This window comes from Sphingomonas xinjiangensis, from assembly GCF_014199255.1.
In the GTDB taxonomy this organism is placed as follows: Bacteria; Pseudomonadota; Alphaproteobacteria; order Sphingomonadales; family Sphingomonadaceae; genus Sphingomonas; species Sphingomonas xinjiangensis.
Genome location: NZ_JACIJF010000006.1, coordinates 64906 through 89644, shown reverse-complemented (window position 1 = coordinate 89644; position 24739 = coordinate 64906). Strand labels below are relative to the sequence as shown.

Genomic DNA, 24739 nt, shown 5'->3' with positions numbered 1-24739 from the left:
TCAAAACCGTTCCACGTGAAACAGAGCTACTTGCCGATGCAGAACCGACTGAACAGCGCATCCATCATATCTTCCACGCCTGCCCTGCCAGAAATGGCATCGAACGCACGCTGCGCCGCGCGCAGATCTTCGGCGAAGAGCAACGGGTCGGTTTGCGCTGCCGCGTCGGCGAGCGAAGTTGCGGCGCGCTCGCACAGTTCACGCTGACGCTGATTCAGCGCGATCATATCGACTGGTGGCAGCAGGGCCGTGGCTAACGTGCCCAGCCGATCCCAAAGCGCTTGCATCCCCTCCCCCGTCGTTGCCGAGAGCGTCACGTCTTTTCCCGATGCTGCAGGGCGATCGGACACGTCAGCACGCGGATGCAGCCATAAGCGTGCAGGATGCGGCGGCGGCGCATCATCGCCCATCCACAACAGAATGTCGGCGGCGCCAATTGCATCCTGCGCGCGGGCGATCCCTATTTCCTCGATCACATCGCTCGGTGCTGCCGTCAGACCCGCAGTGTCGGTCAGCAGATAGGCGATGCCGTTCCGCATCACCGGTGCCTCGACCCGGTCGCGCGTGGTCCCAGCGATGGGCGAGGTGATCGCGGCATCGCGTCCCAACATTGCGTTGAGCAGCGTGGACTTGCCTGCATTGGGCGGCCCCGCCAGCACCACTCGCAATCCGTCACGCAGCCGCTCGACGGGGGGCTGAGCGGCGGCAGCGCCGATCTCGCGGCCAAGCATCGCGGCCCCCTTCCGCAGCATCTCGAGCGAGTCTGCCTCACCCACAACATCGTCTTCGTCGCCGTGATCAAGCATCGCCTCGATCTGCGCGGCGAGCCGCAACAAGCGATCCGTCCAGCCATCGACCTGCCGCCGCACCGCGCCCTCGGCCGAGCGCAGCGCCATGCGCCGCTGCGTCTCGGTTTCCGCCATTAGCAGGTCGCCGAGCCCCTCCGCTTCGCTCAGGTCCAGCCGTCCGTTGGCCAGCGCGCGCCGCGTGAATTCACCGGCTTCTGCCAGCCGTAAACCCGGCATGGCGGCGAGAACCGCCTCCACTGCCCGCACGACGGCGCGACCGCCATGCAGATGCAGTTCGGCAAGATCTTCGCCCGTTGCGCTATTCGGCCCAGGGAAGCACAGCACTAAAGCACGATCGAGCAGCGCGCCGTCGACCGGGTCACGCAGCGCACGCAGCGACGCCATACGCGGAGCTGGTACCGTACCCACGATACGCTGCACTGCAACAAAGGCGCCGGGGCCGCTCAGTCGCACCACGGCGATGCCCGCAGGCAATGCGCCGCTCGACAGCGCAAAGATCGTATCCATGTTAGCCGCCGGTCTTGCTGCCGCTCTCGAACATCGTCCGCCAGAAGTTCATCCCCGCCTCGCCCATCGGCGCCCAGTTTCGCACCAGCGCCTCGAACGCCTCAGGCGTTGCCTGCTTCTCGACCGCCTGCACCATCAGTTGAACATAGCGCTCATGCACCGGCGCCAGATCGGGCAGCCCCATAGCGCGGCGCGCCTCCTCGGGTGTGCACTCGATTTCGACGTTGATCTTCATGCCCTGTGTCTCTCCGCTTGAGCACGCCCAGCGGCGGCTGCTAGATCATGGCCATGTATGCGCGCGACCATGCCCTGATCGCAACGCCCATCGGCCCGATCCGTATTGAGGGAGACGATGCGGCAGTGATGGCGGTGTGCATCGGTGCTCCAGGCTCGCTAACTCCCGGAAGCGCGGCGGCAGTGCGGCTCGCGGTCGAACAGATCGCGGCGTGGTTTGCAGGCGATCGGGACAGTTTCGACGTGCCGCTCGCCCCTGCCCGCACGCCGCGCGGCGAAGTGCTGCGCCAGGGCCTGATCGACGTCGGCTATGGCGACACCCTCAGCTATGGCGCACTTGCGCAACGGCTCGGCTCAAGCGCACGGGCGATTGGCCAGCTTTGCGCGCGTAATCCCTTCCCGCTGATCGTCCCCTGCCACCGTGTGCTCGGTAGCGGCGGTGCGCTCGGGCACTACTCCGCGGGCGACGGCACCCCCACAAAATCCTGGCTGCTCGAGCATGAGCGGCGCTTTGCTAAAAGGACCCTGATATGACCGACACCAGCATCCAGGCGACGGATGGTAGCGGTGCCTTCCGCGCCTATGTCGCCAAGCCCGAGGGTACCCCGCGCGCTGCGATCATCGTGATCCAAGAGATTTTCGGCGTGAACCCGGGCATCACCAAGAAGTGCGACGACTGGGCCGTGCAGGGCTATCTTGCGATCGCACCCGACCTGTTCTGGCGCATCCAGCCAGGTGTCGTGCTCGACCCTGACGTCGAACCCGAGTTCCAGCAGGCCCTCGGCCTCATGGGCAAGTTCGACCAGAACAAGGGCATTGAGGATATCGAGGCCACGATCAAAGCCGCCCGTGCGCAGATCGGCGGCGGCAAGGTTGGCGTGGTCGGCTATTGCCTGGGCGGGCGGCTGGCGTTCATGGCCGCCGCACGTACCAACAGCGACGCGAGCGTCGGCTATTACGGCGTCGGCATCGACAATCTGCTAAGTGAGAAGCACGCCATCGCCAATCCGGTGCTGCTCCACGTTGCCGGCGCGGACCATTTCGTCACTCCCGACATCCAGGCCAAGATGCACGAAGGGCTCGACGACCATCCCAAGGTGACGATCTTCGACTATGCAGGCGAAGATCACGGCTTCGCTGCCGAACTGGGCCAGCGCCGTTCCGAAGCCGCCGCACAGCTTGCTGATCAGCGCACGGCGGACTTCTTTGCCCAGCATCTGGGCTGATATCAAAAAGGGGCGGCGGCTCAATGAGCCCCGCCCCTCCTTTTCAGCCCCTATGCAGCTCAGCTGAAGAAGCTGGTGATCCCCACGGTCTCCGGCGTGCCGACCCAGCCTTCGTAGATCATCTTGCCCGCAACGAGCACGATTACCGCCAGCCCGACATAGGCAATCCAGCGGTGTCGATCGATCAGCTTGGCGATGAAGTTCGCCGCCAGGCCCATCAGCGCGACCGACAGCAGCAAGCCGACCACCAGGATGCCCGGATGCTCGCGCGCCGCGCCGGCGACCGCCAGCACATTGTCCAGGCTCATCGACACGTCGGCCACGGCGACCGCCCAGGCGGCGCTTGCCATGGTGCGCGCGGGCTTCAGCCCCGAGCGTTCGTCGCCTTCGATCTCCGCCGAACCGTGGCTCTCGCCACCATGGCGAATCTCGCGCCAGAACTTCCAGCTCACCCAGAGCAGTAGCAGGCCGCCGGCGAAGATCAGCCCCACGATCCCCATCAACCAGCTGACCACCAGCGCGAAGAGAATGCGAAGCGCCAATGCCGCGCCGATGCCGATCAGGATGACCTTCTTGCGCTCTTCGGCCGGCAGTCCCGCGGCAAGCGCACCGACGACAATCGCGTTGTCGCCGGCCAGCACCAAGTCGATCATCAGCACCGATCCGAACGCGGCAAGCGCCGCCGGCTCGGTGATGTTCGAGAAGTCGGCGACGATATGGTCCCAGATCTCCAGCGGAGACCCGATACCCCCTGCGGCGGACGCAGCGGTTGATAGGATGAGATCGATCATAGGTTAGCCCTAGCGTGCGTGACAGCGCAGACAAGGGGTACGCGGAGGATAGGCTCTGGTTCCCGACAGCAATGGTCCAGCAGAACACTTTTCCCGGCGAAGGCGGGGGAGCAACGCCAACGGAACCATCCGAAAGAAGGCCGGGCACAGGCCCGACCTTTTACGCAGCCTCGATACCGGAGTCCCCGGATCAGTTGTTCATGCTGTCGAAGAAATCCTCGTTGGTCTTCGAATCCTTCATCTTGTCCAGCAGGAACTCCATCGCGTCGATGGTGCCCATCTGCATCAGGATGCGGCGGAGCACCCACATCTTGGTGAGCTTGGCCTTGTCGACCAGCAGCTCTTCCTTGCGAGTGCCCGATTTGCCGACGTCCAGCGCCGGGAAGATGCGCTTATCCGCCACCTTGCGGTCAAGGACGATTTCGGAGTTACCGGTGCCCTTGAACTCTTCGAAGATCACTTCGTCCATGCGGCTGCCGGTGTCGATCAGCGCAGTGGCGATGATCGAGAGCGAACCGCCCTCCTCGATGTTGCGCGCGGCGCCGAAGAAGCGCTTCGGGCGCTGGAGTGCGTTCGCGTCGACACCACCGGTCAGCACCTTGCCCGAGCTCGGGACGACGGTGTTGTAAGCGCGGCCCAGACGCGTGATCGAATCGAGCAGGATCACCACGTCCTTCTTGTGCTCGACCAGGCGCTTGGCCTTTTCGATCACCATTTCAGAGACTTGCACGTGGCGCTGCGCCGGCTCGTCAAAGGTCGAGGAGATCACCTCACCCTTCACGCTGCGCTGCATGTCGGTGACTTCTTCCGGGCGCTCGTCGATGAGCAGCACGATCAGGAAGACTTCGGGATGGTTGTCGGTGATCGCCTTGGCGATGTTCTGGAGCAGCACGGTCTTACCCACGCGCGGCGGCGCGACGATCAGCGCACGCTGGCCCTTGCCCTGCGGCGCGACGATGTCGATCACACGCGCCGACTTGTCCTTGACCGTCGGATCCACGGCGTCGAGCGTCAGCTTGCTCTCAGGGTAGAGCGGCGTCAGATTGTCGAAATTGACGCGGTGGCGGACCGCGTCGGGATCGTCGAAATTGACCGAGACCAGCCGGGTCAGCGCGAAATAACGTTCGCCGTCCTTGGGCCCGCGGATCTCCCCTTCGACCGTGTCGCCGGTACGCAGGCCGAACTTCCGCACCTGGTTGGGGCTGACATAGATGTCGTCGGGGCCGGCGAGGTAATTGGCCTGGGGCGAGCGCAGGAAACCGAAACCATCGGACAGCACTTCGATCGTGCCCTCGCCCATGATCTGCTCGCCATTTTCAGCCTGGGCCTTGAGAATGGCGAAGAGCAGGTCCTGCTTACGCAGTGTCGACGCGCTCTCGACGCCCAGTTCCTCAGCCATCGAGACCAGCTCGGCAGGCGGGGTTTTCTTGAGATCCTTGAGGTGCATGGGGAGTCCGGGTGCTTGGAAGCTTTGGGGAGAGCGTCGGTCGGCGGATTGCGCGCGAGAGTCGATGCTGGAGGGAGGGTGCCCGGTGAACCCGGGCACCTTCGCGAATTAGGTGCGGGTCACCGCCAAGTCAACTATGAACGGCGCAGCAAAGCAAGCTTTTCGATGCCGGCAGGCGCAACTTTGTTAGAATGGCTTCACCACTGCGAGCACCACGATCAGCACCGCGGCGAACGCCGGCACTTCGTTGATCAGCCGCAGGCGGCGCGTGGGCAGGCTCCCCTGCCCTGCCGCCAGCTTGCGGGCATAGCCCACGGCCCAGCCATGATATCCGCTGAGCAACACCACCAGCAGCAGCTTGGCATGCAGCCAGCCGAGCCCAGGCTGCCCATCGAGCAGCCCGACATTCACCGCCAATGTGAGGCCGAGCAGCCATACGATGATCATCGACGGGCTCAGGATCATCCGGCCCAGCATCGTCTCGCGCCTGACCCAGTCGGCTGCCTGCGGCGTACCCAGCGCCTCTTGGTGATGCACCAGATAGCGGGGCAGGAGGAACAGCCCGGCCATCCAGAAGATCACGAAGACGATGTGAAACGCCTTCACCCACAGATAGGCATTGCCGAGGAACCCCGTCATGCTGTGCCTCCACGAACGCGGGTGAGCAACTGCTCTACATGCGCGATCGGCGTGTCGGGCAGGATACCGTGGCCCAGGTTGAACACATGCGGCCGCTCGGTGAAGGCGGCGAGGATGCGGTCCACTGCCCCGTCGAGCGTTTCGCCCCCGGCGATCAGCGCGAGCGGGTCGAGATTACCCTGCACCGGCAACCCTTTGGGCAGCGCCGCATGCGCCCAGACCGGATCGACGGTTTCATCCACGCCGATCGCGTCGGCGCCCACTTCGCGGGCGTAAGCCGGCAGCTTGCCGCCTGCACCTTTGGGAAAGCCGATCACCGGCACGCCGGGCGCGCGTTCGTGCAGCGCTGCGATGATCCGCGCGGTGGGCGCGATCACCCAGCGTTCGAACTGCGCCGGGCTCAGGCTGCCCGACCAGCTGTCGAACAGCTGCACTGCCTCGACTCCCGCTTCGATCTGGCCAAGCAGATAGATGATCGTGCACTCGGCGATGCGGTCGATCAGCGCCTGCATCAGCCCGGGATCGCCATAAGCCAGCCGCCGCGCCTCAGCCTGCTCGCGGCTTCCCTGCCCGTTGATCATATACGTCGCGACGGTCCAGGGGCTACCAGCAAAGCCCAGGAAGGTGGTTTGGGGGGGCAACAGCGCCGCCACGCGCCGGACGGTGCCATAGACCGGGTCCAGCGCCTGAGGGGCGTCCTGCAGGCCGTCGAGCACCGCCCGCGCCTGCACCTTGGGGGCAAGCCGCGGACCTTCGCCGGTTTCGAACCACAGATCCTGGCCGAGCGCCATCGGCACCACGAGGATGTCGGAAAACAGGATTGCCCCGTCCATGCCAAAGCGGCGGATTGGCTGCAGCGTGATTTCGGCCGCCGCTTCGCTATCCATCGCCAATGCCAGGAACCCCCCCTTCTCGGCTCGCATCGCGCGATATTCGGGCAGATAGCGCCCAGCCTGACGCATCAGCCAGATCGGCGGCACATGCTGGCGCTGGCCCTGAAGCGTGGCGAGGAGTGGTTTCGGCGAGAATGACTCGGGCATATCGTCCCTCTGCACGCTCCAAGCGGCTGGTCAAAGCGCAATCCACGCCGCGCCATGGGTGCGCTGAATCGGCCGAACCAGAATCAATAAAGAAGAGAAACTAAGGATTGTTGGAGTCAGTTGGCGCGTGGATGCCGGTAATTGGGATTCCGCCCAAGGCTTTCCCACAGTTTGACTCTGATGCGCGTGCGATTCACCCGGGATTCGGCGCAGCCATCCCCGCTTTCCACAGGCTGTGGATCGGAACGCAGCGCTGGGGACCGGGTTGTGGAAGAATCACCAGCCGAGTCCTCGGTTCTGGTGCGCTTGGCCGCGGCCTGTGGTTGCGCTAGCGCTTGTCAGCCATGTTATCCACGGATCGATCCACCTAGATGAAGCTGCACCTCCATCTGCTGTCGGATTCCACCGGCGAGACGCTGGAAAACATCGCCAAGGCGGCGCTCGCTCAGTTCGACGATGTCGAAACGCTGCGCCATTTCTGGCCGATGGTCCGATCCGAAGCGCATCTTGAGCGCATCCTCCAGGAGATCGCGCAAAATCCTGGGCTGGTGATCTTCACGCTGGTGAACAGCGAGATTCGCCGCACGCTGGAGACGCGCTGCCGGGCGATGGGCCTGCCGGCGATCGCGCCGCTGGATCCGGTCAGCCACGCGCTGTCAGGGCTGCTCGGCCAGGAGGCCAAGGCGCGGCCCGGCCGTCAGCACAGCCTAGACGCCGCCTACTTCGCGCGGGTCGACGCGATCCAGTTCACCATGGCGCATGACGACGGCATCGGCGCGGAAGATTGGGAGGAGTGCGACATCGTGCTGGCGGGTGTATCGCGGTCCTCCAAGACGCCGACATCGATCTACCTCGCCAATCGCGGTTACAAGACCGCCAATATCCCGATCGTTGTCGAATCGCCGCCGCCGCGCGAACTGTTCGGCCTTAAGCGCCCGCTGGTGGTTGGCCTCACCACCAGCGCGGACCGGCTGGTGCAGATTCGCCGCAACCGGCTGCTGTCGCTCAATCAGAGCCCCGACACCGATTATGTCGAACAGGATGCGGTGCAGCGGGAGATCGCCTTTGCCCGGCGGATGTTCGCTGACAATGGCTGGCCGGTAATCGACGTCACCCGCCGCTCGATCGAGGAAACCGCCGCGGCGATCATCCAGCTGTGCAACGAACGTGCGCTTCAGGAGCGCGGCGCATGACGACATTGGTGCTCGCCTCGCAAAGCGCCTCGCGCCGGGCGATGCTTGGCGCCGCCGGGGTGCCGCACGAGGCAATGGCAGCACAGGTTGATGAGGCCACCGCCAAGGAGTCGCTGCTCGCTGCGGGCACGTCCCCGCGCGACCTGGCCGACGCGCTGGCCGAGCTGAAGGCGCTCAAGGTGTCGCGGATGGTGCCCCAGGCGCTGGTGCTGGGCGGTGATTCGGTGGTGGCGCTCGACGATGGCAGCCTCCTCGATAAGCCAGTCAGCCGTGAGGATGCCGCCGAGCATCTCCGTCGCATGTCCGGCCAGCATCACGATCTCTACAGCGCCGCAGTGATCGCCGAGCGGGGTCACGCGGTATGGCGCCATGTCGATCGCGCCCGCATGCATGTCCGCTCGCTCTCTGAAGCGTTTATTCAGGACTATCTTGACGGGGAATGGCCGGCGATCGGCGCCTGTGTCGGCTGCTACCGGATCGAAGGTCCCGGCGTGCAGCTGTTTGCCAAGGTGGAGGGCAGCCACTTCACGATCCTTGGCATGCCGATGCTGCCGCTGCTCGACTATCTTCGTACCCGGAAAGTGCTGACGTCATGACGCCCTATGCCGAAGTGATCGGTGACCCGATCGCGCAGTCCAAATCTCCGCTGATCCACGGCTTCTGGCTGAAGGCGCTCGGCATCGATGCGGAATACCGCGCGACGCATGTGACTCCCGAAGGCCTCGCCGACTATTTCGCGACGCGGGCTGCCGATCCCGCTTGGCGCGGTTGCAACATCACCCTGCCGCACAAGATCGCTGCGCTCGATCATGTCGACGATCGCGGCAGCGTGCGCGACTCGATCGGTGCGATCAACACCGTGATCCGCGGCGAGGATGGCGCGCTTATCGGCACCAACACTGACGCCGGGGGCTTTTACGCGCCGATCGCCGGGTTGGAGCTAGAAGGGCAGCATGCAGTGGTGATCGGCGCCGGCGGCGCGGCGCGGGCAATCCTGTTCGCGCTCTCCCGTGTCGGCATCGGCCGCGTCACCATCCTCAACCGCAACGTGCTCAAGGCTGCGGCGTTGCTCGCGCGCTTCGGGATCAAGGGCGATGCCGTGCCGCTCGGCAGTCCGCTCCCGCCTGCCGAATTGCTGGTCAATGCCAGCGCGCTCGGCATGGTCGGCCAGCCGCCGCTGGACCTGGATCTGTCGCCATTGCCGGGGGACGCGGTGGTTTATGACGCCGTCTACGCGCCACTGGAAACCGATCTGCTCGCCCAGGCGCGCGAGCGCGATCTCGACACAGTCGACGGGCTCGAGATGCTGGTCGGCCAGGCAGCACTCGCCTTCGAAATGTTCTTCGGTGCCGAGCCGCCGCGCGACGGCGACGACGAACTCCGCGCGCTGCTGACCGCATGATCATCCTTGGCCTTACCGGCTCGATCGGCATGGGCAAATCGACCGTAGCCGCCATGTTTGTCGACGAAGGGGTACCGGTGTTCGACGCCGACGCCACCGTCCACCAGCTTCAGGGCTCCGGCGGCACCCTGGTCGCGGCGATCGAAGCCGCGTTTCCCGACACCACCGGTGTCGAGGGGGTGAACCGCACCGCACTTGGCGAAGCGGTGCTCGGCGACTCTCAGGCGCTCGCCCGGCTCGAAGCGATCGTCCACCCCGCCGTCGCCGACGAACGCGAAAGCTTCCTCGCCCTTTACTACGACAGGCCATTGGTGGTTCTGGACGTGCCACTGCTGTTCGAAGCAGGCGGTTGGAAGGAAGTCGACAAGATCGCCGTCGTCTCAGCGCCTGCCCAGGTTCAGCGCGAACGCGTGCTCGCTCGCCCCGGCATGACCCCCGAGCGCCTCGCTGCGATCCTCGCCCGGCAACTGCCCGATGAGGAGAAGCGCGCCCGCGCCGATTTCGTGGTCCCTACCGGCGGCTCTCTCGACGAGACCCGCGCCGCGGTGCGTGCGCTGATCGCTTGCCTCTACGATCCGGCGGGAGGATAAGGCGGCCATGCGCGAGATCGTGTTTGACACTGAAACCACGGGCCTCAGCTTCCCGAGCGGCGACCGCCTGGTCGAGATCGGCTGCGTCGAACTGGTCAACCGCGTGCCGACCGGCAACCATTTCCACCGCTACATCAATCCCGAGCGCGACATGCCAGCGGAGGCTGAGCGCGTCCACGGTCTGAGCGCGCGCTTCCTCTCCGACAAGCCGCTGTTCGTCGATGTCGTCGAGGAGCTGATCGACTTCATCGGCGAGTGTCCGCTTGTCGCGCACAACGCGACCTTCGACTTTGGTTTCCTGAACGGCGAGCTCGACCGCTGCGGCCGGCCCCTGGTCTGCACCACGCGCATGGTGGACACGCTCGGCATCGCCCGCATCCGCCATCCTGGCGCCAAGCACACGCTGGACGCGCTCTGCTCGCGCTACGGCATCGACTTGAGCGCACGCCAGCTGCACGGCGCATTGCTCGACGCCCAGCTGCTCGCGCAGGTCTATGTCGAGTTGACCGGCGGGCGGCAGATCACGCTGGGCCTGGCGGTCGACACGCCAGTGATGCGGGAGACCCCGGCGGAGGCGCCGACTCGCGTGCATGTGCGCCCGGCGCGGCATTTCGCAGTGCCCGCGGCGGAACTTGAACGCCACGCAGCCTTTGTTCAGAGTCTGGAGGAGCCGCTCTGGGCTCAGGCCGCGCACTGAACCGCTGCCCACGCTCAAGGCTCCCCCGTTTCGAAGTAAGCGGAGGTTATCAATGGAAATCCGGGTTTCTGGGCATCAGGTCGATACGGGCGATGCGTTGCAGACGCAGGTCACCGATCGGCTTCAGGCGATCGCCGACAAATATTTCTCGCGCGCGATCTCGTCCCAGGTGACTTTCGGCAAGGGTCCGCACGACAGTTTCACGTGCGACATCATCATGCACGTGACGCAGGGCCTGGTGCTGAAGGCTGCCAATAGTGGCCAGGAAGCGAATGGCGCCTTTGCCGGCGCCGCCGACCGGATCGACAAGCAGCTGCGGCGCTATACCCGCCGCCTCAAGGACCGGCATGCCAGCGAGGCCAATGCGATTGCCGAGGACAATGGCTATGACAATGCCGGCTACACGCTGTTCCAGGAGCATGCCGAGGAAGAAGAAGTCGCCGATGCGCCGCTGATCATCGCCGAAACCCGCGTCGACGTGCCGGAATCGACGGTGTCGGACGCCGTGATGATGCTCGATCTGCGGCACACCAATGCGCTGCTGTTCCGCAACACCGCCACGGGGGTCCACAACATGGTCTATCGCCGCGGCGATGGCACGATCGGCTGGGTTGAGCCCAACCGCACACAGGCCTAACAGTCGCCCCCGAAGACCGGGGGGTCTGACTGGAAGACCGATGACTGAACTCAGCGATCTGCTGGCGCCGGAGGCAGTGCTTGCCGGCGTCGGCGCCGCGAACAAGAAACTGCTGTTCCAGCACCTGGGTGCCGCGGCGACGCGCGCCTATGGGCTGGGCAGCCAGGACGTGACCGAACCGCTGCTTGAACGCGAAAAGCTGGGATCGACCGGCTTTGGCGGCGGAATCGCCATTCCGCATGCCCGGCTCGACGGGCTCGCGCGGGTGTCCGGCGTGTTCGCCCGTCTGGCGACTCCGATCGATTTTGGCGCAGTGGACGATCTGCCCGTCGATCTCGTCTTCATGCTGCTGTCGCCCACCGGCGCGGGTGCCGAGCACCTCAAAGCGCTCGCCTCGGTTTCGCGGCGCCTGCGTGATCGCAATTTCGCCGCCAAGCTGCGCGGCGCGGGCTCGCCCGATGCGCTTTATGCTCTGCTGACCGGAGTCGAGGCGCGTGACGCCGCCTGAGCCCACCGGCGCGCAGGCGCATTTCCGCGCGCTAGAGGCGCTTTATGCCGCTGCGCCGATCAACCAACTGTTCGAATCGGCGCTGGAGATCCCCGAGCCGGGGGTCGCCCGCATCCGCTTCCAAGTCGATCCGTGCTTTTTCCATGCTGCCGGTGCGGCGCATGGCACGACCTATTTCAAAATGCTCGACGACGCGGCCTTCTACGCCGCCAACAGCCTGATCACCGACCGGTTCCTGCTGACCACCCAGTTCAACCTGCTCCTCACCAAGCCTTTGTCCGAGGGCCCAGTGGTGGCGGAAGGACGGTGGGTCAGCGGCCAGCGCCGCGTGTTTGTCGCCGAGGCGCGGCTGGTCGATGCCACCGGCGAGGAAGTCGCACGCGGCACCGGCACCTTTATGCGCTCGCGCATCGCTCTCGCCGCGCTGCCTGGCTATCGGTCCGAGTGAGCGCGCGGCTTGCCAGCGGCACGGCCGTCAGCGCGCTGGTCCGCCGCGTCCATGCCCAGGGCGGCTCGGCGATGATCCTCGCGCGGGGCGACGCGACTGCGGGCGGCATCCTCGTCCTTGCCCTCGAACGGGGCGCCAAGCCGCGCTTCTTTGAACGCGGGGTCGGCCCAGACGGGCTACCCGCGCTGCTGCCCTCCGGGCCTGCCGATCTGCCCGATGATGCCGCTGTTACCAGCTATTGGGGGCGCCGCCGTGCCGGGGACCCAGATTTATGGGTCGTGGAACTGGATATCGCAGACGCCGAACGGTTCGCCGCTGAAACGTTGGCGTAACATTGACTCCCCGGACACAACCGGGAAAGGGATTGCCACGTTCCAATAGCGTTGTGCCGTTCGGGGTCAGAGATCGATCGGTTACGCAGTCGGGGGGATTGTCCGGCGGCCCGTTTTGGGGGGGCCAGGCCGCACGCCAACCGCATAATGCAGATGACGAATGAAGTTCACGCCACTGGCTGCGACGATCGCGGCTGTGACTCTCTGCGCTGGCGCGCTTGCTAACGCTGCCACGCTGGACGCGATCTCGGATGCACCAGCACCGGTTCAGTCCATTCAAAACGACCCGGAGCCGCAGTCGGTTCCCACGCCGCAGCCTGCGGCCCTTGTGATCCAGAACAGCGGTGAGATCGTGCAACCGATCCCGCAGGATGCGGTCCAGGAAGACGAAGACTTCGCCTCGCTCTCGGAAGCAGTCGCCGCGCAGGACGCGCAGCTTGACCCCAGCGACGAACTCGAATGCCTCGCCGTAGGCATCTATTATGAATCCAAAGGCGAACCGCTTGCCGGCCAGTTCGCCGTCGCTCAGGTGCTGATCAATCGCACGCAGTCGGGCCGCTTTCCCAAGTCGGTCTGCTCGGTGCTGACTCAGCGCGGCCAGTTCTCCTTCGTTCGCGGTGGCAAGATCCCCACCCCGCCTGCCAATGCGCAGTGGCGTCAGGCGCTTGCGATCGCCCAGGTCGCGCAAAAGGATCTATGGGACGGCCCGGCCGAGGACGCGCTCTACTTCCATGCGCGTTATTCCAAGGCGAACTGGGCGCGCCCGCGCGTCGCTTCGATCGGCAACCACATCTTCTATCGCTGACGCGTCCAGGGGTTTTCCCTGTTCGCGGAATGTTCTAACAGCCGGGAATGAGCGTCGCTTCATTCCCGGCTGTTTCCGTTTCGCAAGACGCTGCGCCCTTGGTCGCGGCCGATGTGGTCCGCGGCGTCACGCGCATGCTGCTGCGCCATGATTGTGTGGCGATCGGCGAAGTGCCGCTGGACGGCGGCCGCCGCGCCGATCTGATGGCGATCGACGCGCGCGGGAATCTGGTTATCGTCGAGATCAAGGTGTCGCGCAGCGACTTGCTGGGCGACGGCAAGTGGCAGGACTATCTCGCGCACTGTGACCGCTTCTTCTGGGCAGTGCCGCAGGGTTTCGATCTACGCCCGTTCGACAGTGAGGCTTTCCTGCCAGACCGCGCCGGGCTGATCGTCGCCGACCGCTATGACGCGGCGGTACTTCGCGAAGCCGCTACCGTGCCGCTGGCAAGCGCCACCCGGCGCAAATGCACGCTTGCCTTTGCCCGCCGGGCCGCCCGCCGCGTGATCCACATGCTGGATCCCGACGCTGACTCCCTAAGGTGAACGCTGCACTGTTCCCCAGCGAAGGCCGGGGAACAGCCTATGGCTCAGCCCTTCGGCCCCGCAGCTCCAGCCGCAGCGCCGCCCTTGGGCGCATCGGCGATCAGCTTGGCGATCGCGGGATAGCGCGACTCGCGCTTGGCATAATCGCGCGCGCTCATGCCGGTTTGGTAATCGGCGCGGTCGGGATCGGCATTGGCCTTCACCAATTGCCGCACCACCTCTTCATGGTGCGACAGCACCGCACGGATCAACGGTGTCTGCCCGGCGCTGTTCGGCGTGTTCGGGTTAGCGCCGTATTTGAGCAGGATCGATACACCCTCGCTCCATCCCTGATCGGCGGCGATCAGCAGCGCGGTGTCGCCGTCGCGATCCTGCAAATTCTTGTTCACATCGTCCTGCTGCAACAGCACGCGCAGATACAGCTGGTCGCGCCGCTTGGTGACGATGTGGATCGCGCCCTCGCCGGTGCCGCGGTCCTTGGTGTTGATCAGCCGCAGCGACGAATTGCTCAGGAACTGGTTGACCTTGGTGCCGTCGCCCTTGCGCACCGCTTCCAGAAACTCGTGGCTGTCGGACATCTGCTGCGCGGTGGCCGGCGCGGCGGCGAGCAGGAGGGCGGCACTGGCCGCGAGGCGGAAAGCGAACTTCATGTGGCGGAACAACCCTTTGCGTGGACCCCGTTCTTGCAAGCCGGTGCCTAACAGATCATGGCGTGGGGCGCCATGACCCGGTCGCTGATCCCGCTCGCCCTTTTCTGTCTTCCGCTCGCCGGCTGTGGCGGCGGAACGCCCGAACAGCCGCCTCTCGCCGGAGCACGCGTCGGCGGCCCATTCGCGCTTACCGACGGGAACGGCCGGACGGTGCGCGACACCGATTTCACCGGCCGGTACCGCATCGTCTATTTCGGTTACACCTATTGCCCCGATGTCTGCCCCACCGACATGCAGAAGATCGGGCAGGCGATGAAGATCCTCGACAAGGATGCACCGCGCACCGTGCAAAAGGTCGTGCCGATCTTCATCAGCGTCGATCCCGAGCGTGACACCCCCACCGCGGTGAAGCAGTTCGTCGCGAACTTCGATCCCCGCGCCGTCGGTCTCACCGGCACGCCCGACCAGATCGCACAGGTCGCGAAAAACTATGCGGTGTATTACAAGAAACAGCCGCCGAGCCCGAGCGGCGGCTATATGGTGGATCACTTCGCGGCTGCCTATCTAATGGGTCCGAACGGGGAACCCCTGGCATTGCTGCCGCTCGAAAAGGGCGGCGCGGCGATCGCACAAGAAGTGAGGCATTGGGTCCGGTGAGTGGACGCTTTTGGGAAGACACGCCGCTGTCGAAGCTCGACCGCGCGCAGTGGGAGGCGCTGTGCGACGGCTGCGGCAAATGCTGCGTGCACAAGCTTGAGGATGAGGAGACCGGCGAGCTGCTGGCGACCAACGTCGCCTGCCGCATGCTCGATCGCCGCATGGGCATGTGCAGCGACTACAAGCATCGTCATGCTTATGTCAGCGAATGCGTGCGGCTGACCAACAACAATGTCGCGGGCATCGAATGGCTGCCCTCTACTTGCGCCTACCGTCTCCGGGCTGCGGGCGACCCGCTGCCCGGCTGGCATTATCTGGTCTGCGGCGACCGCGAGGCCGTGCATGAAGCCGGCGAATCCACCCGCGGCTGGACCATTTCCGAAGACGATGCCGGCGATTTCGAGCACCATCTGGTGGACCGCACGCTTTGACCCCGCCGATCGAGGTTGTCCGCAACGCTCGAGCAAAGGTGATGCGGCTGGCGGTCGATCCCTGCGACGGCCGCGTTCGACTGACCCTGCCCCGCCGCGCTTCCCTGCAAAAGGCTCTCGCCTGGGCCGAGCGGCAGCGCCCCTGGATCGATGCGCAACAGGCCAGGCTGCCGCAAGGTCGCCCGTTCGTGCCCGGCGCGCGCATCCCCTTTTGCGGCGCCGACGTGGAGATCGCCTGGGCGGCCACGCACCCGCGCACGCCGCGCCTGGAGGGTGACCGGCTGGTCTGCGGCGGCCCGCTCGAAAGCCTTGCCGGCAGGATCGAACGCTGGCTGCGCGCCCAGGCGCTGGCGCTGCTCAGCGACGAAACCGCCGAATATGCCGCTCGGGCGGGCGTCGAAGTCAGCAGCGTCTCGGTGGGCGACGCGAAGGGGCGGTGGGGCAGTTGCACCGCATCGGGCGCCATCCGCTACAGCTGGCGCCTGATCCTCGCCCCGCCCGAGGTCCGCCGCCACACGGTGGCGCATGAAGTGGCGCACCGCATCCACATGAACCACGCCCCGGCGTTCCATCGGCTGGTGGACGAACTCTTTGAAGGCAATCCAGACACAGCGCGCCTGTGGCTCCGCCGCCATGGCCCGTCGTTGCACTGGGTGGGGCGGTAGAAGCCGACCGCAACAGTTCCCCGGCGAAGGCCGGGGCGCAGTAGCGGTGTAGCTTCAAGGGCGCGGTACGGTTAAACAGCCAGCCCGGAGCCAGGTCCCGGCCCTCGTGGGGGAACGATGTTCGGAAACCTCTTCCCGCCCTCGCAAAACAGGGGTTTACGCCCTCAATATTCCTCTTCGACCGGCGCTGCCGGCCGCTCGCGCGGCACCACGCCCGAACGCCCCGCCATATCCGGCGCGGGGGTGCGGATCGGCCCGCGCTGCGGCGCTTGTTGCGGGTTGGCGGGGCTCCCGCCCGTCATCCGGTCGATCCAATCTTCATCGATCCGGTCTTCCTGCTCCTCGCCGGGCGCCTGGCCGGGCTGCGCGCCCTGCCCTTGCTCCTGCGGCTCGATCGGGTTGCCGTCTTGGTCGACGAACACGCCGTTGTCCGGTTCGGCGTAATAGGCGTTGTCCTCGGGCTCGAGCTGCCACTCGGGCAGTGTCACCTTGGTTTCGAACTCCTCGACCGGGCGTGTGGCGACCGCCTTGGTCATGAAGCTGGCAAAGGCGCGCGCCGGCGCGGTGCCGCCTTGCAGCCCGCCCACTGCGCGGGCGTCGTCACGGCCCATCCACACGCCGGTGGTGAGGCCACTGGAAAAGCCCATGAACCAGCCGTCTTTGTTAGAACTGGTCGTGCCCGTCTTGCCCGCCACCGGACGGCCGATCTGCGCGGCGCGGCCGGTTCCGGTGGCCACCGCCGTCTGGAGCAGGTCGGTCATCTGCGCGGCGACATAGGGGGCGACCAGCACATGGCTGGTATCCACTTCGTGCTGGTAGATCACTTGCCCGTTCGCCGTGACGCGCGTGATGCCATAGGGCGTCACCGCCACTCCCTTGCTCGCAATCGAAGCATAAGCCCGAGTCATGTCGAGCAGGCGGACGTTGGACGTGCCCAGCACCATTGCCGGCTGGGTGTTGATCGGCGTGGTGATGCCGAAGCGGCGGGCCATGTCGGCCACGGTGCCGAAGCCCACTTCCTGGCCCAGCTTTGCCGCCACCGTGTTGATCGAATAAGCAAAAGCAGTGCGCAGCGACATCTGGCCGCTGTTATGGCCCGAACTGTTGCGCGGGCTCCACCCGGCGATCGTCACCGGCTCGTCGACCACGACATCGTCGACCTTGTGCCCGGCTTCCAGCGCGGCGAGATAGGTGAACAGCTTGAACGCGGATCCCGGCTGGCGCGTCGCCTGCGTGGCGCGGTTGTAGATCGACGACACATAATCCTTGCCGCCCACCATCGCGCGCACCGCGCCGTCGCGGTCCAGGCTCACCAAGGCGCCTTGCGCACCCGGCGGCGCGTTGCGGCGGATCGCCTCGTCCGCGGCGCGCTGCATGCCCAGGTCCAGCGTGGTCCACACTTCCAGCGGGGCTTCGCTTTCGTCGATCAGCACTTCCAGCTGGGGCAGCGCCCAGTCGGTGAAATAGCGAACGCTGTTCTGCCTGGGCTCCGGCGCCAGCTTCACCGAACGAGGATCGACGCTGGCCGCTTGCGCGGAGCTGATTTTGCCGGTTTCCGCCATGACGTTCAGCACGACGCTTGCGCGCTGCACGGCGGCTTCGGCGTCGGCGGTCGGCGAGTAATGCGACGGCGCCTTAACCAGCCCGGCGACCACGGCGGCTTCGGCCAGGCTCAGATCGTTGGCCGGGTGGCCAAAGAACTTCCGGCTGGCGGCGTCGATGCCATAGGCCCCGCCACCGAAATAGACCTTGTTAAGGTACAGCTCGAGGATCTGGTCCTTGCTGAACTTGCGCTCCATCGCGAGTGCGATCACCGCTTCGCGCATCTTGCGGCCGAAGTCGTACTTGTTCGACAGGAAGATCGTGCGCGCCACCTGCTGGGTGATCGTCGACGCGCCCTGCAAGCGCCGGCCCGATCCACGCTTCAGATAAGCGACGCGCACCGCCCGGGCGAGGCCCAGCGGATCGACGCCCCAATGGCTTTCGAAGCGGCGGTCCTCCACCGCGACGATCGCGTCCTTCATCACGCCCGGAATCTCGTCGTACGGAACCCACTCGCCATAACTCGGCCCGAGTGACACCAGCACGGTGCCGTCGGCGGCGTGAACGCGAATCATCTGCCCGTTGGGCGACGACTTGAGCTCATCATAGCTCGGCAGCGACGCGCGGGTCGTATAAACCGCTACCAGAAGCGCAATGACGGCAACCAGCCCCACCGCGACGCCGCTGATCAGCGTCCAAAGTACGAGCTTCTTCCAGAAGGACGGGCGGCGCCACCAGGAAGGGCGGCGGGTTGCGGGGGATTTGGCAGCCATTGGGTTGGGTGGAGTAAGCCCTATTCCGCCGGCTCACAAGGATCAGGAGCCGTTCGCCTCGCCATTAGCCGCGTTTGCGTTGCCCGCGCGTGAACGGAAGTCGAGCGAGACCGAGTTCATGCAATAGCGCAGGCCCGTCGGCGGCGGCCCGTCGGGGAAGACATGGCCCAGATGCCCGTCGCAGCGCGCGCAGCGTGCCTCGATCCGGCGCATGCCATGCGTGTTGTCGGCATGCTCGACAACATGGTCCTGCGCGATCGGCTGGGTGAAGCTCGGCCAGCCGGATCCGGAGTCATATTTGTCGGCGCTGTCGAACAGGTCGAGCTTGCACGCCGCGCAGGCATAAACGCCATCGGCCTTGTTGTCGTTGTAGCGGCCCGCGAACGGCCGCTCGGTGCCCGCCTCGCGCAGGACATGATATTGCTCGGGAGTCAGGCGCTTGCGCCATTCGGACTCGGACAGATTCAGCTGTTCCATAGGCGCAATCATGTGGGTTGCGCCCGCTAATGCGTCAATCCGCCTTCGTCTTAACCCGGGTTAACTTGAGCTGCTGCTTGAGCCTGTCCGCACGCGGCGCCCACAGGAAGCCGAAGCTTACCGTGCCATGCTTGCCCTGCACCGCGTGGTGCAGCCGATGCGCCTGCACGATCCGCTTCATGTAGCGCGAGCGCGCGACATAGCGGTGGGGCAGGCGCTTATGGACGATGATGTCGTGAAACCCGAAATAGATCGCACCATAAGCGGCGATCCCCGCGCCGATCCAGGCGAAGCCCGGCCACCAGTCCAGTTGCACCCCGCCCAGCAGCAGCACGAACGACGGCACTGCGAAGATGGCCGCATACAGGTCGTTCAACTCCCAATTGCCCGTGCGCGGCTCGTGGTGAGACTTGTGCAGGAACCAGCCAGGCCCGTGCATAATCCAACGGTGCGCGCCATAAGCGAACGCCTCCATCCCCGCGACGGTGGCGATGAACAGCAGGAATCCGGCAAGCAGGCTCATCACACCGATATAGGCGCGCGGCGCCGCTGCGTCATGCCCCTAGAAAGTGGCTTCGCTGCCATTGCAGGGGGATCGCGTCAGGGTATAGGCGGCGAACGGCTTGTCCGGGGTGCCGGGCTTCTGCTCGACAATCGTCCAGCGCCAGCCCTGGCCCTCCGGCGTTAAAACGTTGCGGTAGGTGGACTCGGGATAGCGATAGTCGATCCGGAGCGCACCACTTTCCACCATGCCGTTGCCCGCCGTGCTGTATCCCGCGCCGAAGCTGTCCATCCACCAGCCGCTCAGCTTCGTCTGGTCATGATGGCCCATCACCACCGCGGCATCATAGGGATCGCCGGGATCGAGGCCGTGCATCTCCAGCATCAGGTAGCGCTCGCCGAGTCGCCAGCTGCCGCGCACCCGCGTCCGCACCGGCTTTCCCATCACGGCGCCCGGCGCTTCCCAGCAGCCGGCAAGGCCGGTCAGCGCCGCGTGCGCAGGGTCGGCGGCGATGAGCGCCAGCACGGCGAGAGGGGTCAGCATGAAAGCGCTATAGCGTCGCGGCTAAAGAACGCGAAGCCTCCTGCTACCTCATGATCGCAGGGGAGCCCATTTATTGCAACTAATTCGCATCCGCGCTTGGGGCGAATAGGGGTGGATTCCTCTCAGCTAGTGTGCTTTGGGCAAAGGCAGTTTTTCCCGTTTCGCCAATGATGAAGGGGCGTGCTCCCATGAACATCCACGAATATCAGGCCAAGGAACTGCTCGCAAAGTTCGGTGCGCCGATCGCTGCTGGCCATGCCGCGTTCACGGTCGAAGAGGCCGTCGAGGCCGCCAAGCAGCTCCCCGGGCCGCTTTATGTCGTGAAGTCGCAGATCCATGCCGGCGGCCGCGGCAAGGGCAAGTTCAAGGAGCTGAGCCCCGAAGCGAAGGGTGGCGTCCGCCTCGCCTTCACTCTCGATGAAGTGCGCGCCCACGCCACCGACATGCTCGGCAACACGCTGGTGACGATCCAAACCGGCGACGCCGGCAAGCAGGTGAACCGCCTGTACATCACCGACGGTGCCGACATCGCCAAGGAATTCTACCTCGCCCTCCTGGTCGACCGCGCCACTGGCCGTGTCGCCTTCGTCGTCTCCACCGAAGGCGGCATGGACATCGAGGAAGTCGCGCATTCGACTCCGGAAAAGATCCACACCTTCGCCGTCGATCCCGCGACCGGCTTCCAGCCGCACCATGGCCGCGCCGTCGCCGGCGCGCTCGGCCTGACCGGCGACCTCGCCAAGCAGGCGACCAAGGTCGCGTCGTCGCTGTACAAGGCGTTTCTGGAAACCGACGCCGAACAGATCGAAGTCAACCCGCTCGCGCTGACCGAGCAGGGCAATCTGCTGGTCCTCGACGCCAAGGTCGGCTTCGACGGCAACGCCATGTTCCGCCACAAGGACATTGCCGAGCTGCGCGATGAGACCGAGGAAGATCCCGCCGAGCTGGAAGCGTCGAAGTACGACCTCGCCTATATCAAGCTCGACGGCGACATCGGCTGCATGGTCAACGGCGCCGGCCTCGCGATGGCGACGATGGACATCATCAAGCTCAATGGCATGTTCCCGGCCAACTTCCTTGACGTGGGCGGCGGCGCCACCACCGAAAAGGTGACCGCGGCGTTCAAGATCATCCTGGGTGATCCCAACGTGAAGGGCATCCTGGTCAACATCTTCGGCGGCATCATGCGCTGCGACATCATTGCCGAAGGCATTGTCGCCGCCGCCAAGGAAGTGAACCTGTCGGTGCCGCTGGTCGTCCGCCTCGAGGGCACCAACGTCCAGCAGGGCAAGGACATCCTCGCCAATTCCGGCCTTGCCATCGTTCCCGCGAACGACCTGGGCGACGCGGCCAAGAAGATCGTCGCAGAGGTCCAGAAGGCCGCCTGATCCGATCCTACCGGGGGCGCGGGAACCGAAAGGCTCCGCGCCCCTTTTCTCTTTAACGGTTTTAGCGAGCGGCTCACACGTTGGTCTTGCGTTTTGCCGCTTGACGTTAACGTAAGCGGTAACGACATTGCCGCCGAGGAGATGAGCTGATGAAGGTACTCGTGCCGGTCAAGCGCGTGCTTGACTACAACGTAAAGCCCCGCGTGAAGGCGGACGGGTCGGGGATTGACCTCGCCAATCTGAAGATGAGCCTGAACCCTTTTGACGAAATCGCCATCGAAGAGGCGGTGCGGCTGAAGGAAAAGGGCACCGCGACCGAAGTCGTCGTGGTCACCGTCGGCGTCGCCAAGGCGGAAACCGACATTCTGCTGACCGCCCGCGCCATGGGCGCAGACCGTGCGATCCTCATCCAGAGCGACGACGAAGTCGAACCGCTCGGCGTCGCCAAGCTGCTCGCCAAGGTGGTCGAGGAAGAAGCGCCCGGCTTGGTGATCCTGGGCAAGCAGGCGATCGACGACGACGCCAACCAGACCGGCCAGATGCTCGCCGCCTTGCTCAACTGGCCCCAGGGCACCTTCGCTTCGAAGGTCGAGGCCGATGGCGAGCGCGTGAAAGTCACCCGCGAAGTCGATGGCGGCTTGGAAACGGTCGACCTCAAGCTTCCGGCGATCGTCACCACCGATCTGCGCCTCAACGAGCCGCGCTACGCGACGCTGCCCAACATCATGAAGGCCAAGTCCAAGCCGGTCGCCAAGAAGACCGTCGCCGATTACGGCGTGGACGTGTCGCCGCGTATCAAGACGCTCAAGGTAACCGAGCCCGGCAAGCGCCAGGCCGGCATCAAGGTTGGCTCGGTCGACGAGCTGGTGGAACGCCTCAAGGGTATGGGAGTCGCCAAGTGAAGACGCTCGTCTGGGTCGAACACGATAACAAGGTCGTCAAGGACGCGACGCTCGCCACTGTCACTGCCGCCTCGAAGCTGGGGGACGTCGACCTGCTGGTCGCGGGCAGCGGCGCACAGGCGGTTGCGGACGCAGCCGCGAAGATCGCCGGCGCCGGCAAGGTGCTGCTTGCCGACGACGCCGCGTACGAACATGCGCTGGCGGAGAATGTCGCGCCACTGATCGTCACGCTGATGCAGGCCTATGACGCGGTGCTGTTCCCGTCGACCACCACCGGCAAGAACATCGCCCCGCGCGTTGCCGCCTTGCTCGATGTGATGCAGATCTCCGATATTCTCTCGGTGGAAGGTGCTGATACCTTCACGCGGCCGATCTATGCCGGCAACGCGATCGCGACGGTTCAGTCGTCGGATGCTAAGAAGGTCATCACCGTGCGCACTACCGCCTTTGAGAAGGCAGACCATGAGAAGGGCAATGGCGTTGTCGAACCCGTCTCGGGTCAGGGCGACAAGGGTCTCTCCAGCTTCGTCGGGTCTGAGATCGCGGAGAGTGCCCGCCCTGAACTGACCAGCGCGAAGGTGATCGTCTCTGGCGGCCGCGCGCTCGGCAATTCGGAGAACTTCCACGCGATCATCGAACCACTCGCGGACAAGCTCGGCGCTGCGGTCGGCGCCTCGCGCGCCGCGGTCGATGCGGGCTATGTCCCCAACGACTATCAGGTCGGCCAGACCGGCAAGATCGTTGCCCCCGAAGTCTATGTCGCGGTCGGCATCTCCGGCGCAATCCAGCACCTTTCCGGCATGAAGGACTCCAAGACCATCATCGCCATCAACAAGGACGAGGACGCCCCGATCTTCCAGGTCGCCGATATCGGCCTGGTCGGCGACCTCTTCACCATCGTCCCCGAGCTCACCGAAAAGCTCTGAGTGAAACAGGAAGGGCGTCTCGAAAGAGGCGCCCTTCTAAGATCCTCCCCGGCAGGTGGAGGGGGACCACGCGCAGCATGGTGGAGGGTACCCCGCTCTCCGTAGACGCGACACGCCCACGCCTGCCGCACCCATGGGAGGTTCACCCTTAAACCTCTCTTCGTTCGCTTCGCCTCAGCGACTCAATCGCTGCCCATCGCCCGCGGCGGCGCCGCCTCCGCCAGCGGCAAGGGCGCGACCCGCCCCAGCAACCCCGCCAGGGCAAGCGCTACCACCATCAACCCGCCGCAAAAGCCGACAACGCCATTCCACCCCCAGGCGGTCCACGCCATTCCGCCCGCCGACCCCAGCACGCTCGATCCCAGATAATAAAAGAACAGGTAGAACGCCGCCGCCTGCCCGCGATTGCCGTGCGCGCGCCGCCCAACCCAGCTCGATGCGATCGAATGCGCGCCGAAGAAGCCGATCGTCACCACGCCGATCCCGGCGATCACCAGCGGAAGCCACCTGCCTGCGGTCAGCGCCACGCCGATCAGCAGCAGTCCCGCCGGTATCCAGAACACCAGCCGCCGCCCGCGCCGCTCGGCCAGTCCACCGAACCAAGCCGAACTGACCGACCCCAACAGGTACAGCAGGAAGATCGCCCCGATCGCCGCATGGCTGAGGGAGAAGGGCGGACCCATCAGCCGGAAGCCGGCATAATTGTAGATGGTGACGAACACCCCCATCAGCAGCGACGCCTCGGCGAACAGCAAGGGCAGGGCGCGGTCCCGGAACAGCGCGCCGGCCGACCGCACCAGCCCGCTTAGGCTCGACCGCTGCCGGACGAAGCGGCGCGACGGCGGCGCCAGGCGCCGGAACGCGTCGGCCAGCGCCAGCCCGGCGATGCCAACCACCGCCAGGGCCCAGCGCCAGTCCACCAGCTCGGTCACCAGGCTGACGCCCAGCCGTCCCGCCATCCCGCCGATCCCGCTGCCGGCGATATACAGGCCCATCGCTGGCCCGACCGACTTGGCGTCCACTTCCTCACTGACATAGGCCATCGCCACCGCCGGCACCCCCGCCAGCGCCAATCCGGTGAGCAACCGCGGGCCGAGCAGCGCGTCCCACCCCGGCGCTGCCGCGGTCAGCACCGTCAGCAGCCCGGCGGCATACATAGCCGCCACCATCATCGGCCGCCGCCCGATGCGATCGGACAGCACACCAGCAAACAGGATCGCCACCGCCAGCGGTCCCGTCGCCAGCGACACCGCCAGGCTCGAAGCCTCCGCGCTGACGCCGAAGTCATGCGCGAACAGCGGCAGCAGAGGCTGCACGCAATAGAGCAGCGAAAAGGTCGAAAAGCCGGCGAACAGCATCGCCAGCGTCAACCGCCGATAGCCGACGCTGCCCCGCACCAATCCCTGTTCCATAGCACGCCAACGCCTTGAACT

At 65.5% G+C, this 24739-nt stretch carries 31 protein-coding genes; 19 read left to right on the top strand and 12 right to left on the bottom strand.

Translation table 11 applies throughout. The annotated features are described in order from the left end of the window. Window positions 1-26: 26 nt before the first annotated feature. Both mnmE and FHT02_RS11585 read right to left on the bottom strand, forming a co-directional pair. Window positions 27-1316, bottom strand: coding sequence for a tRNA uridine-5-carboxymethylaminomethyl(34) synthesis GTPase MnmE (gene mnmE / locus FHT02_RS11590; RefSeq protein WP_184087696.1), 1290 nt, complete (start codon window positions 1314-1316; stop codon window positions 27-29). A gap of 1 nt (window position 1317) precedes the next feature. Beyond that, window positions 1318-1551, bottom strand: coding sequence for a DUF6489 family protein (locus tag FHT02_RS11585; RefSeq protein ID WP_184087694.1), 234 nt, complete (start codon window positions 1549-1551; stop codon window positions 1318-1320). A gap of 53 nt (window positions 1552-1604) precedes the next feature. On the opposite strand from FHT02_RS11585, the gene FHT02_RS11580 reads away from it, so the two are divergent. After that, the gene (locus FHT02_RS11580) at window positions 1605-2084 is read left to right on the top strand and encodes a methylated-DNA--[protein]-cysteine S-methyltransferase (RefSeq protein ID WP_184087692.1); all 480 of its coding nucleotides are present in this window, start codon (window positions 1605-1607) and stop codon (window positions 2082-2084) included. Further along, window positions 2081-2776, top strand: coding sequence for a dienelactone hydrolase family protein (locus FHT02_RS11575; protein ID WP_184087690.1), 696 nt, complete (start codon window positions 2081-2083; stop codon window positions 2774-2776). Before FHT02_RS11580 ends, FHT02_RS11575 begins: the two co-directional genes overlap by 4 nt. Window positions 2777-2835: 59 nt before the next feature. Here FHT02_RS11575 and FHT02_RS11570 read toward each other — a convergent pair whose 3' ends face one another. The 4 genes from FHT02_RS11570 to hemE all read right to left on the bottom strand — a co-directional run bounded on the left by FHT02_RS11570 (window position 2836) and on the right by hemE (window position 6693). Further along, complete coding sequence (locus FHT02_RS11570; RefSeq protein ID WP_184087688.1) at window positions 2836-3567, bottom strand: TerC family protein; 732 nt, start codon at window positions 3565-3567, stop codon at window positions 2836-2838. A gap of 190 nt (window positions 3568-3757) precedes the next feature. Then, complete coding sequence (gene rho, locus FHT02_RS11565) at window positions 3758-5014, bottom strand: transcription termination factor Rho (protein ID WP_184087686.1); 1257 nt, start codon at window positions 5012-5014, stop codon at window positions 3758-3760. A 186-nt stretch (window positions 5015-5200) separates the two neighbouring features. Continuing rightward, window positions 5201-5653, bottom strand: a complete 453-nt coding sequence (locus FHT02_RS11560; RefSeq protein WP_184087684.1) for a CopD family protein — start codon at window positions 5651-5653, stop codon at window positions 5201-5203. Next, window positions 5650-6693, bottom strand: coding sequence for a uroporphyrinogen decarboxylase (hemE, locus tag FHT02_RS11555; protein WP_184087682.1), 1044 nt, complete (start codon window positions 6691-6693; stop codon window positions 5650-5652). Before hemE ends, FHT02_RS11560 begins: the two co-directional genes overlap by 4 nt. 371 nt (window positions 6694-7064) lie before the next feature. Here hemE and FHT02_RS11550 point away from each other — a divergent pair, with 371 nt between their 5' ends. The 11 genes from FHT02_RS11550 (at window position 7065) to FHT02_RS11500 (ending at window position 13850) form a co-directional block, all read left to right on the top strand. Continuing rightward, window positions 7065-7886, top strand: coding sequence for a pyruvate, water dikinase regulatory protein (locus tag FHT02_RS11550; RefSeq protein WP_184087680.1), 822 nt, complete (start codon window positions 7065-7067; stop codon window positions 7884-7886). After that, window positions 7883-8482, top strand: a complete 600-nt coding sequence (locus tag FHT02_RS11545) for a Maf family protein (protein WP_184087678.1) — start codon at window positions 7883-7885, stop codon at window positions 8480-8482. The genes FHT02_RS11550 and FHT02_RS11545 overlap by 4 nt, the downstream gene beginning before the upstream one ends. Continuing rightward, a complete protein-coding gene (aroE, locus tag FHT02_RS11540) occupies window positions 8479-9288 on the top strand; it encodes a shikimate dehydrogenase (protein ID WP_184087676.1) in 810 nt (269 codons plus the stop codon). The genes FHT02_RS11545 and aroE overlap by 4 nt, the downstream gene beginning before the upstream one ends. Further along, on the top strand, window positions 9285-9878 hold the full coding sequence (gene coaE, locus FHT02_RS11535) for a dephospho-CoA kinase (RefSeq protein WP_184087674.1): 594 nt from the start codon (window positions 9285-9287) through the stop codon (window positions 9876-9878). Before aroE ends, coaE begins: the two co-directional genes overlap by 4 nt. Before the next feature lie 7 nt (window positions 9879-9885). Next, the gene (gene dnaQ, locus FHT02_RS11530) at window positions 9886-10575 is read left to right on the top strand and encodes a DNA polymerase III subunit epsilon (RefSeq protein WP_184087673.1); all 690 of its coding nucleotides are present in this window, start codon (window positions 9886-9888) and stop codon (window positions 10573-10575) included. A 52-nt stretch (window positions 10576-10627) separates the two neighbouring features. Next, window positions 10628-11212, top strand: a complete 585-nt coding sequence (hpf, locus tag FHT02_RS11525; protein WP_184087671.1) for a ribosome hibernation-promoting factor, HPF/YfiA family — start codon at window positions 10628-10630, stop codon at window positions 11210-11212. 40 nt (window positions 11213-11252) lie between these two features. Further along, complete coding sequence (locus FHT02_RS11520) at window positions 11253-11720, top strand: PTS sugar transporter subunit IIA (protein ID WP_184087669.1); 468 nt, start codon at window positions 11253-11255, stop codon at window positions 11718-11720. Then, a complete protein-coding gene (locus FHT02_RS11515) occupies window positions 11707-12168 on the top strand; it encodes a hotdog fold thioesterase (protein WP_184087667.1) in 462 nt (153 codons plus the stop codon). Before FHT02_RS11520 ends, FHT02_RS11515 begins: the two co-directional genes overlap by 14 nt. Continuing rightward, window positions 12165-12500 carry a DUF1491 family protein gene (locus FHT02_RS11510; protein ID WP_184087665.1) on the top strand — a complete coding sequence of 112 codons (336 nt, stop codon included), beginning with the start codon at window positions 12165-12167 and terminating at the stop codon, window positions 12498-12500. The genes FHT02_RS11515 and FHT02_RS11510 overlap by 4 nt, the downstream gene beginning before the upstream one ends. Before the next feature lie 160 nt (window positions 12501-12660). Beyond that, window positions 12661-13305: a cell wall hydrolase gene (locus tag FHT02_RS11505; RefSeq protein ID WP_184087663.1), complete on the top strand. Its 645-nt coding sequence runs from the start codon at window positions 12661-12663 to the stop codon at window positions 13303-13305. 47 nt (window positions 13306-13352) lie between these two features. Beyond that, window positions 13353-13850 carry an MmcB family DNA repair protein gene (locus tag FHT02_RS11500; RefSeq protein ID WP_184087661.1) on the top strand — a complete coding sequence of 166 codons (498 nt, stop codon included), beginning with the start codon at window positions 13353-13355 and terminating at the stop codon, window positions 13848-13850. Window positions 13851-13894: 44 nt separating this feature from the next. Here the strand turns inward: FHT02_RS11500 and FHT02_RS11495 are convergent, their stop codons facing one another. After that, the gene (locus FHT02_RS11495; protein ID WP_184087659.1) at window positions 13895-14500 is read right to left on the bottom strand and encodes an ankyrin repeat domain-containing protein; all 606 of its coding nucleotides are present in this window, start codon (window positions 14498-14500) and stop codon (window positions 13895-13897) included. Window positions 14501-14572: 72 nt separating this feature from the next. On the opposite strand from FHT02_RS11495, the gene FHT02_RS11490 reads away from it, so the two are divergent. The 3 genes from FHT02_RS11490 to FHT02_RS11480 are packed head-to-tail and all read left to right on the top strand — an operon-like array spanning window position 14573 to window position 16253. Next, window positions 14573-15157: an SCO family protein gene (locus FHT02_RS11490; protein WP_246352363.1), complete on the top strand. Its 585-nt coding sequence runs from the start codon at window positions 14573-14575 to the stop codon at window positions 15155-15157. Further along, a complete protein-coding gene (locus FHT02_RS11485; RefSeq protein ID WP_425506434.1) occupies window positions 15154-15588 on the top strand; it encodes a YcgN family cysteine cluster protein in 435 nt (144 codons plus the stop codon). The genes FHT02_RS11490 and FHT02_RS11485 overlap by 4 nt, the downstream gene beginning before the upstream one ends. Beyond that, the gene (locus FHT02_RS11480; RefSeq protein WP_184087653.1) at window positions 15585-16253 is read left to right on the top strand and encodes a M48 family metallopeptidase; all 669 of its coding nucleotides are present in this window, start codon (window positions 15585-15587) and stop codon (window positions 16251-16253) included. Before FHT02_RS11485 ends, FHT02_RS11480 begins: the two co-directional genes overlap by 4 nt. 164 nt (window positions 16254-16417) lie before the next feature. On the opposite strand, the gene FHT02_RS11475 is transcribed toward FHT02_RS11480, so the two are convergent. From FHT02_RS11475 to FHT02_RS11460, 4 genes are read right to left on the bottom strand one after another with little or no spacing between them, the layout of a single operon-like run. Then, complete coding sequence (locus FHT02_RS11475; RefSeq protein ID WP_184087651.1) at window positions 16418-18568, bottom strand: transglycosylase domain-containing protein; 2151 nt, start codon at window positions 18566-18568, stop codon at window positions 16418-16420. 42 nt (window positions 18569-18610) lie between these two features. Beyond that, window positions 18611-19045 carry a peptide-methionine (R)-S-oxide reductase MsrB gene (msrB, locus tag FHT02_RS11470; protein ID WP_184087649.1) on the bottom strand — a complete coding sequence of 145 codons (435 nt, stop codon included), beginning with the start codon at window positions 19043-19045 and terminating at the stop codon, window positions 18611-18613. Between the two features lie 34 nt (window positions 19046-19079). Next, a complete protein-coding gene (locus FHT02_RS11465) occupies window positions 19080-19568 on the bottom strand; it encodes a sterol desaturase family protein (protein WP_184087647.1) in 489 nt (162 codons plus the stop codon). A 39-nt stretch (window positions 19569-19607) separates the two neighbouring features. Beyond that, window positions 19608-20090: a hypothetical protein gene (locus tag FHT02_RS11460; protein WP_184087645.1), complete on the bottom strand. Its 483-nt coding sequence runs from the start codon at window positions 20088-20090 to the stop codon at window positions 19608-19610. 188 nt (window positions 20091-20278) lie between these two features. On the opposite strand from FHT02_RS11460, the gene sucC reads away from it, so the two are divergent. The 3 genes from sucC (at window position 20279) to FHT02_RS11445 (ending at window position 23306) form a co-directional block, all read left to right on the top strand. Continuing rightward, window positions 20279-21478, top strand: a complete 1200-nt coding sequence (sucC, locus tag FHT02_RS11455) for an ADP-forming succinate--CoA ligase subunit beta (protein WP_184087643.1) — start codon at window positions 20279-20281, stop codon at window positions 21476-21478. Window positions 21479-21627: 149 nt separating this feature from the next. After that, window positions 21628-22380 carry an electron transfer flavoprotein subunit beta/FixA family protein gene (locus FHT02_RS11450; RefSeq protein ID WP_184087641.1) on the top strand — a complete coding sequence of 251 codons (753 nt, stop codon included), beginning with the start codon at window positions 21628-21630 and terminating at the stop codon, window positions 22378-22380. Next, window positions 22377-23306 (top strand): FAD-binding protein, encoded by a 930-nt coding sequence (locus FHT02_RS11445; RefSeq protein WP_184087639.1) that lies wholly within the window; start codon window positions 22377-22379, stop codon window positions 23304-23306. The genes FHT02_RS11450 and FHT02_RS11445 overlap by 4 nt, the downstream gene beginning before the upstream one ends. 182 nt (window positions 23307-23488) lie before the next feature. On the opposite strand, the gene FHT02_RS11440 is transcribed toward FHT02_RS11445, so the two are convergent. Further along, entirely contained in the window at window positions 23489-24718 is a 1230-nt protein-coding gene (locus FHT02_RS11440) for an MFS transporter (protein WP_184087636.1), read from the bottom strand. Window positions 24719-24739: the final 21 nt, after the last annotated feature.

Coding starts and splice junctions, on each gene's coding strand:
- mnmE (WP_184087696.1), bottom strand. CDS start 1,316: ATGGATACGATCTTTGCGCTGTCGAGCGGCGCATTGCCTGCGGGCATC.
- FHT02_RS11585 (WP_184087694.1), bottom strand. CDS start 1,551: ATGAAGATCAACGTCGAAATCGAGTGCACACCCGAGGAGGCGCGCCGC.
- FHT02_RS11580 (WP_184087692.1), top strand. CDS start 1,605: ATGTATGCGCGCGACCATGCCCTGATCGCAACGCCCATCGGCCCGATC.
- FHT02_RS11575 (WP_184087690.1), top strand. CDS start 2,081: ATGACCGACACCAGCATCCAGGCGACGGATGGTAGCGGTGCCTTCCGC.
- FHT02_RS11570 (WP_184087688.1), bottom strand. CDS start 3,567: ATGATCGATCTCATCCTATCAACCGCTGCGTCCGCCGCAGGGGGTATC.
- rho (WP_184087686.1), bottom strand. CDS start 5,014: ATGCACCTCAAGGATCTCAAGAAAACCCCGCCTGCCGAGCTGGTCTCG.
- FHT02_RS11560 (WP_184087684.1), bottom strand. CDS start 5,653: ATGACGGGGTTCCTCGGCAATGCCTATCTGTGGGTGAAGGCGTTTCAC.
- hemE (WP_184087682.1), bottom strand. CDS start 6,693: ATGCCCGAGTCATTCTCGCCGAAACCACTCCTCGCCACGCTTCAGGGC.
- FHT02_RS11550 (WP_184087680.1), top strand. CDS start 7,065: ATGAAGCTGCACCTCCATCTGCTGTCGGATTCCACCGGCGAGACGCTG.
- FHT02_RS11545 (WP_184087678.1), top strand. CDS start 7,883: ATGACGACATTGGTGCTCGCCTCGCAAAGCGCCTCGCGCCGGGCGATG.
- aroE (WP_184087676.1), top strand. CDS start 8,479: ATGACGCCCTATGCCGAAGTGATCGGTGACCCGATCGCGCAGTCCAAA.
- coaE (WP_184087674.1), top strand. CDS start 9,285: ATGATCATCCTTGGCCTTACCGGCTCGATCGGCATGGGCAAATCGACC.
- dnaQ (WP_184087673.1), top strand. CDS start 9,886: ATGCGCGAGATCGTGTTTGACACTGAAACCACGGGCCTCAGCTTCCCG.
- hpf (WP_184087671.1), top strand. CDS start 10,628: ATGGAAATCCGGGTTTCTGGGCATCAGGTCGATACGGGCGATGCGTTG.
- FHT02_RS11520 (WP_184087669.1), top strand. CDS start 11,253: ATGACTGAACTCAGCGATCTGCTGGCGCCGGAGGCAGTGCTTGCCGGC.
- FHT02_RS11505 (WP_184087663.1), top strand. CDS start 12,661: ATGAAGTTCACGCCACTGGCTGCGACGATCGCGGCTGTGACTCTCTGC.
- FHT02_RS11500 (WP_184087661.1), top strand. CDS start 13,353: ATGAGCGTCGCTTCATTCCCGGCTGTTTCCGTTTCGCAAGACGCTGCG.
- FHT02_RS11495 (WP_184087659.1), bottom strand. CDS start 14,500: ATGAAGTTCGCTTTCCGCCTCGCGGCCAGTGCCGCCCTCCTGCTCGCC.
- FHT02_RS11490 (WP_246352363.1), top strand. CDS start 14,573: ATGACCCGGTCGCTGATCCCGCTCGCCCTTTTCTGTCTTCCGCTCGCC.
- FHT02_RS11475 (WP_184087651.1), bottom strand. CDS start 18,568: ATGGCTGCCAAATCCCCCGCAACCCGCCGCCCTTCCTGGTGGCGCCGC.
- msrB (WP_184087649.1), bottom strand. CDS start 19,045: ATGGAACAGCTGAATCTGTCCGAGTCCGAATGGCGCAAGCGCCTGACT.
- FHT02_RS11465 (WP_184087647.1), bottom strand. CDS start 19,568: ATGAGCCTGCTTGCCGGATTCCTGCTGTTCATCGCCACCGTCGCGGGG.
- FHT02_RS11460 (WP_184087645.1), bottom strand. CDS start 20,090: ATGCTGACCCCTCTCGCCGTGCTGGCGCTCATCGCCGCCGACCCTGCG.
- sucC (WP_184087643.1), top strand. CDS start 20,279: ATGAACATCCACGAATATCAGGCCAAGGAACTGCTCGCAAAGTTCGGT.
- FHT02_RS11450 (WP_184087641.1), top strand. CDS start 21,628: ATGAAGGTACTCGTGCCGGTCAAGCGCGTGCTTGACTACAACGTAAAG.
- FHT02_RS11440 (WP_184087636.1), bottom strand. CDS start 24,718: ATGGAACAGGGATTGGTGCGGGGCAGCGTCGGCTATCGGCGGTTGACG.